The following is a 5,432-nucleotide window of genomic DNA, read 5'->3' as shown; positions in this document are numbered from 1 at the left end:
TGTCTGCCGCATTTCCGTTTGTGCTGTCGGAAGCGCTGCTGGCCGAATACCATGCGGTGCTGGTGCGGCCCAAGTTGTGCAAGCTCCATGGGCTGTCAGTGGCAGAGATTGATTCCATCCTGACGGATATGGTTCGTCACGCCATTGTGTTGGCACCCGTCAGCTCAGGGGTGAACCCCATCGCACCGGATGCGGGCGATCAGTTTCTATGGGATTTGCTTGCCACCCGGACCGATTTGGTGTTGGTCACGGGCGATAAATTATTGCTGCAAGACGAGGCCATGCAGCAGCGGGTCATCCTGCCGCTAACGTTTGAGGCCCAACTGCAGCACTGAGTTGCTATATTTTTAGTAGCTTCTCAAGAAGACTGCACGGGGGCTGGAGTGTGATTTTTTATAAATAAAGCGACGCAAGGTCGCTTTATTTGAGTCGGTGTAGACCGATCAGCGACTGCAATGTCCCGCGCCCGTGGGCGACCCGGATCATTGCTCTACTTTGCGGTACGGTCCATTCGGAATGGCGTTGGGTCCCAGCACAAACACCTGCCGATTAGCCTGTTGGGTCAGCGGCAGATAATTCGGCGCCGCTCGGGTAATGGCGGCGTTTATCGCTGCCGCGATCAAGAGTGCGAGTGGACTTCCTCCACTGTTGTTGTTCTGGGGCGAGTACTGCATCCTCTGCTTGGCTTGCCAAATCTCGGTGCCGTCTTTGCCAACCATCCGATAGTCAAACTCCACCGTCACCGTCGCAGCGAGGATCGCGTACTGTGCGTCCCAGCGATTAATCGTCACGTAGAGGACGGCATCGGCACCGAACAGCTTAGCCAGTGTCTCTGGTGGTTGCCGGTGGATCTGTTCACCTTCGTAGTAGCCTTCCTGCTCAAGGACAAACTTGGCCGTGTTGACGGGGAAGACGTAGAACCCCTTCTCGGCGAGCGGCACAGTCAGCGTCGAGAGTAGATAGTTGGGGGCGTCCACGTCCAGCGACTTATTGATGGCCGGTACCACCAGGATCGACCTTGGCGCCGCGGCATTAAAGGCGCTCAGATCCTTCTTGGCCGGTGCACTCGCACAGCCGCTCAGGACGACAACCAACAAGCAGAGCAACAAGTTCACGGTTTTCATGACTTCACCTCAGCTTTGGCGCCGGTGCGCTTGGCAACGTTATTGATGAGCGCGTCCATGAGTCCTCGGCTCTCCGGCCAAGCGTCTCGCTCCTTGGTGTACATCGCAACTGCCTTGCTAGAGTCGCCAGCCTGCAGGTACAGCGTTCCGAGTTCTGCGTACAGGCCTGGTGCTATCTTCTGCTTAGACTGTTCCATTTTGGCAATGTGCAGTTCAAGGCTTTGACGGAATTCCACCGATTTTTCGGGGCTCTTGTATGACTGGTACAGCATCGCGTCATAGCCGCCCCATTGGTACATTGAGCCGCGATTCGCGCAGGCTGTCAGGAACAGGCCGCACAATGCAATTGCGAAGATTTTCATGTGGTTGTTTTTCATTTGACGATGAACGGGCGAGCAACCCCGTCTCCAAGGTAGGCTCGTTCATCAAGCAGCACGTCGGAGCCGCTGACGACGCGAACGGCGTGCGTGCCGGACAGAACCCGTAACGAGCCTTGGCCGTCGAGGAAATCCCCCAGACGACCCGAGTCGAGGCCATTGACCAGAACGCGCGCTTCGTTCATCCGCGCATCTGCCGGGTCAAAGCGGAAGGAAATCTGCGGGCGCAGATCGACCACGCTTTGCCGTTCGGTGGGGTACTGAACACACCCGATGAGTGCAGCCAAAGCGCACATAAGCAGGCTGGCTGCAATCAATTTTCTGGTAACCATTAGGAGGCCTCCTTGATTCGAACTACCAACTGCTCTACTTTGAAGCCTTGGATCGAGCCACTGACGATGCTCCCCACGGAACCCTCGTTCACCTCGGAGTCACCAAAGTTTGAATCGATCCGAAGTTGCGCGATCTCACGCCCAGGCAGCGTGATGTCGAAACCCGTTTGCGGCGATTTGATTTTCTCGCCTGCAGTCTGTACTGAGAACAGCATCCCCGGACGCAGGCCTTGGGCCTTGCCACCAGCAACGAAATATCGGCCTTGATCAGCGGACAAGAAGTAGGTTTGCCACGGCCGCCCAGCCATCTCAGTTGCCAGCCGGTTCACCGCCTCGGATATGGCTTGGCGAATGGCCGTGTCGTTCAAGGTACCGTCGTATGCCGCTTGAGAGCCGAACCCAAAAGTGGAAGCCGATTCGGTGGACGATTCACCCGCGCCAGACGTGGCAAAGAAAACCTGTCCGGTTGTGACGTCCACCACGCGGAGATCGACTTTGGCAAATGCGACCTGCTTCTTGCTGGAAGACACAAAGCCGGACTGTCCCACCGTCTTGCGTCCAAATTCGGTCAGCGAGCCAATAATCAGCGCGTCAACGCCAACCAGGTTCAACTTCGTGCCGGTGAGATTGCTCTCATCCTTCAACCTCGAAATATCCGGTCTTTCGAAGACGACGTAGGCGCCCGATTCGGTCAGCGATTTGCTGAGCAGATCGGTGACCTGCTTGCCCAACGGGTCACCAGCGGAGTCCCGCAGAAGCGAGCGGCCGTAGGACGTCTCGTTGGTGATGCGACCCAGCGCGATCTTGCGTTTCAGTGTGGGCTTGACTGGGGCCGCAAGTGTTACGACCTGCTGCGCGCTCTTTTGCGCCGTCTTTGGCTGCGGCGACTCTTTCACCACAACAGGTGGTGCCTGGGTTGCACAGCCTGTGAAAAGCGATGCTGCAGTGATCGCGGCTGCCAGCCATCTTGACCGGAATAGACGATGTTTGGCGTAGATAGCCATGGGTAACCTCTGAGTTTGTTAATTATTTTTGAGCGAAGCCAATTGGCGTCACCTCGATCGACCCGTGGTTTCGTGGAAGCCCAAGGTTGAGCGTTGATCGTATGTCGTAGACCAACAATTAGATATCCCCCAAATGGGGGATATTGAGTTGACCGAGTTTTCGCAGGAGGACATGCGGGAGAAAAAGGATTTTCTGTAACCAATGAATCCCGCAAAACATCAGTCAGTTAGAAAGTCAAAACCAAGTGAGTAGTCGAACCATTTGAATACTGGATGTCGATTGAAGTAGGCGTCAAAGTACCGGCAGCATCAATTCGAAAGCGGTCTTGCTCAGTCGCAGTCAATGTGCCGGATGCGTTATAAAGTTTTGAGATCAAATTCACAATTGCAGTGCTTGAAGTGTCTGCTTCAATGACGTAACTTTGGACGGCAGTACCGTTGCCCGTCGCTTTTGTACTGTTCGTGTACAGAGTTTGCGTCCCATACGTCCCTGTTCCACCGACGGTAACTGACGTAGGTATGGTGGGCGGGGTCAGATACACGCCATAGTTGACGCCGATACTGTTAAAGCCAAGTGGAACGTAATTACTGGTGAAGTAGGCAGTAGAAGACTGTGCGATTGACGCCGGCGTGCAGTTGGTGAGGGACATCGTAAATGTGGCAGTTGCAGACAATCCTGCTACGCCTTCAAACGTTGCGGGTGTCGTGGCTGGTGATGAGCTCTTGTTTCCTGACCCCGTGCAAGTGCCAGAAACCGTGAAGTTTTTCGAATATCCACTTGCAATAAGTGACAAGTAGCCAGTCTGCACCGGGAAAGAGGGTGTTGATGCTATGGGCGCCTTTGTGAGGGTGATGGCCAATCCAGGCGCTCCACATGTGTAGCCCTGAGTAGGTGTGCAGGTAACCACAGTCATCGTCGCGGTTGTGTTGTTCAAAAGGGTGAGTGTTGAAGTAGCAAGTTGCGCGTTATTTATATAAGTGGTGACTGCCGCAGAGTTCCCCGTTACGGCACCTGTGTATGTGAATCCGGCCAAAACCGGCGTGGTTCGCGTCATATTGAAGCTTGATCCGGTTTGAACAACGGAAAACACAAAGGCTGTTCCGCTGGAGCTGCCGCTCCATGTTCCTGAGAAATCGGCTGGTGCTACCGGGCTGCTTGCGCTCCCGCCACTCCCGCCACCGCACGCAGCCAAGAAAGCCGTAAGCAAGGCTATAGCAAAAATTCGAATGTATGTCATAGATAAATATTCGTTGAGGGTTGCGATGGTCTTGGTTATTTTTATGACCTGCGTGCCATCCAGGCAGGTTTTCAACGATCAGGAAATTTCGGTCAAGGCCAGCCGAAGTGCGAGCCTGTCAGGCGTTTTGCGGCCAGGAAGAATTTGATTCGGTGGCGTTTGGGGTAAGCCCGCTGTCGCTTGGCGTGCGCGGCTTGAAGAATGCAGGCCGACCCCAGCAACGCGCCGCAATTAACAACCGCGTCAAGTTGAATTTGTGAATCAGCTGAAACTTCATCAGGCCCCCCTCAAGATGTGGAGCCTCTATGGATGAGGCTTCCGTGTTACAGAATGTAATCGATATTCACAAATAATTTGAATTCTTGTCAAAATGAGACAAGGGCTTGCCCCTACTTTGTGATGCATGTCAAAAGCATCACAGCTGATCGAAACCAATGCGTTTGCCGAGCGGCTGCGGCTGGCGCTCAAAGGCGTTGGCATTCGGCCGTCACCCACACTGGTTGCCAACGAGTTCAACCTGCGTTACTGGGGCAAGAGCATCACGTCTCACACGGCACGCAACTGGCTGCTGGGCAAGTCGATTCCGATGCAGGACAAGCTGCGCGTGCTGGCCGACTGGCTGCATGTCAGCGCGGATGAGTTGCGCTACGGCACGGCGGCACCGACCTTCAGGACGCAGGAAGCGGGCACGGATATGTCCGTGCTGACCATGCAAGATCGCGACATGCTGGGGCGCTACATGGCCCTGTCGCTGCAAGATCGTAAAACGGTGTGCGATGTGGTGGCCGCGCTAGCAGTGGCGGCGACGGTCAAGGCCCGAAATTTATAAAAGATAGGCTTGCAGCCATCGCGGAACATGCGCGAGCAGCTATCTTTTCAGTAGCAACTGGAAAACCTGCAAGCAAACGCAAATTGGGGGTGGATTCCCTTCAACCCCGCACTGCCAACAAGCGGGATAAACCGGCTTGCAACCCATCCAGGTCATCGGTTACGGTGAATCGATGGCCCCTAAAGCATCAACCAGCAACTTGGGTGTTTTGTCGGTCATCAATGAGAGTGCGGCTGCTATTGACGGCTTGCAAAAAGTGCGGATTGCGGATGTAACGCGGGCTCACCAGATCGACATGGCGGCCCAGCAATGGTTCGAGTGCGTCCGCCAGCTCGGCCCCACGTTTGGCACGCGAACCTGGGGCTTGCTCGTCTGGCGCCACCAAAAAGTCAAAGCAATTTCATCCAATGCGGTTGATTTTCGCGGCAGGCATCACGCCGCGCCGCCAGCGTCCACTTCCGCCCAGCAATTGGGCGTTTCATACAAGGTGATTTTGCTCAGGGACAAGCCGGTGCCGTAGCGGTCCTG

Annotated in this window: 7 protein-coding genes; 2 read left to right on the top strand and 5 right to left on the bottom strand. The window is 55.2% G+C overall.

The window, feature by feature from the left end; translation table 11 throughout:
- On the top strand, positions 1–335 hold a 335-nt coding region (locus B3V69_RS06915), incomplete at its 5' end, for a hypothetical protein (protein WP_296445050.1).
- 147 nt (positions 336–482) lie between these two features.
- Here the strand turns inward: B3V69_RS06915 and B3V69_RS06910 are convergent.
- From B3V69_RS06910 to B3V69_RS06890, 5 genes are all read right to left on the bottom strand, one after another.
- The gene (locus B3V69_RS06910; protein ID WP_296445048.1) at positions 483–1,124 is read right to left on the bottom strand and encodes a DUF799 domain-containing protein; all 642 of its coding nucleotides are present in this window, start codon (positions 1,122–1,124) and stop codon (positions 483–485) included.
- Positions 1,121–1,501, bottom strand: a complete 381-nt coding sequence (locus B3V69_RS06905; protein WP_296445046.1) for a DUF4810 domain-containing protein — start codon at positions 1,499–1,501, stop codon at positions 1,121–1,123. The genes B3V69_RS06910 and B3V69_RS06905 overlap by 4 nt, the downstream gene beginning before the upstream one ends.
- Complete coding sequence (locus tag B3V69_RS06900) at positions 1,498–1,833, bottom strand: hypothetical protein (protein ID WP_296445044.1); 336 nt, start codon at positions 1,831–1,833, stop codon at positions 1,498–1,500. The genes B3V69_RS06905 and B3V69_RS06900 overlap by 4 nt, the downstream gene beginning before the upstream one ends.
- The gene (locus B3V69_RS06895) at positions 1,833–2,837 is read right to left on the bottom strand and encodes a CsgG/HfaB family protein (protein ID WP_296445042.1); all 1,005 of its coding nucleotides are present in this window, start codon (positions 2,835–2,837) and stop codon (positions 1,833–1,835) included. Before B3V69_RS06895 ends, B3V69_RS06900 begins: the two co-directional genes overlap by 1 nt.
- Positions 2,838–3,064: 227 nt before the next feature.
- Positions 3,065–4,150: a hypothetical protein gene (locus tag B3V69_RS06890; protein WP_296445040.1), complete on the bottom strand. Its 1,086-nt coding sequence runs from the start codon at positions 4,148–4,150 to the stop codon at positions 3,065–3,067.
- A 328-nt stretch (positions 4,151–4,478) separates the two neighbouring features.
- Here B3V69_RS06890 and B3V69_RS06885 point away from each other — a divergent pair, with 328 nt between their 5' ends.
- Positions 4,479–4,904 (top strand): hypothetical protein, encoded by a 426-nt coding sequence (locus B3V69_RS06885; RefSeq protein ID WP_296445038.1) that lies wholly within the window; start codon positions 4,479–4,481, stop codon positions 4,902–4,904.
- Positions 4,905–5,432: the final 528 nt, after the last annotated feature.

Source organism: Rhodoferax sp. UBA5149 (assembly GCF_002413825.1).
Lineage (GTDB): Bacteria > Pseudomonadota > Gammaproteobacteria > Burkholderiales > Burkholderiaceae_C > Rhodoferax.
Note: the sequence above shows the minus strand (reverse complement) of the source record. Positions and strands in the feature narration are given on the sequence as shown.

What these genes read in the sequence shown, in the direction of transcription:
- B3V69_RS06900 (WP_296445044.1), bottom strand. Translation starts at nt 1,833, where the DNA reads ATGGTTACCAGAAAATTGATTGCAGCCAGCCTGCTTATGTGCGCTTTG.
- B3V69_RS06895 (WP_296445042.1), bottom strand. Translation starts at nt 2,837, where the DNA reads ATGGCTATCTACGCCAAACATCGTCTATTCCGGTCAAGATGGCTGGCA.
- B3V69_RS06910 (WP_296445048.1), bottom strand. Translation starts at nt 1,124, where the DNA reads ATGAAAACCGTGAACTTGTTGCTCTGCTTGTTGGTTGTCGTCCTGAGC.
- B3V69_RS06885 (WP_296445038.1), top strand. Translation starts at nt 4,479, where the DNA reads ATGTCAAAAGCATCACAGCTGATCGAAACCAATGCGTTTGCCGAGCGG.
- B3V69_RS06905 (WP_296445046.1), bottom strand. Translation starts at nt 1,501, where the DNA reads ATGAAAAACAACCACATGAAAATCTTCGCAATTGCATTGTGCGGCCTG.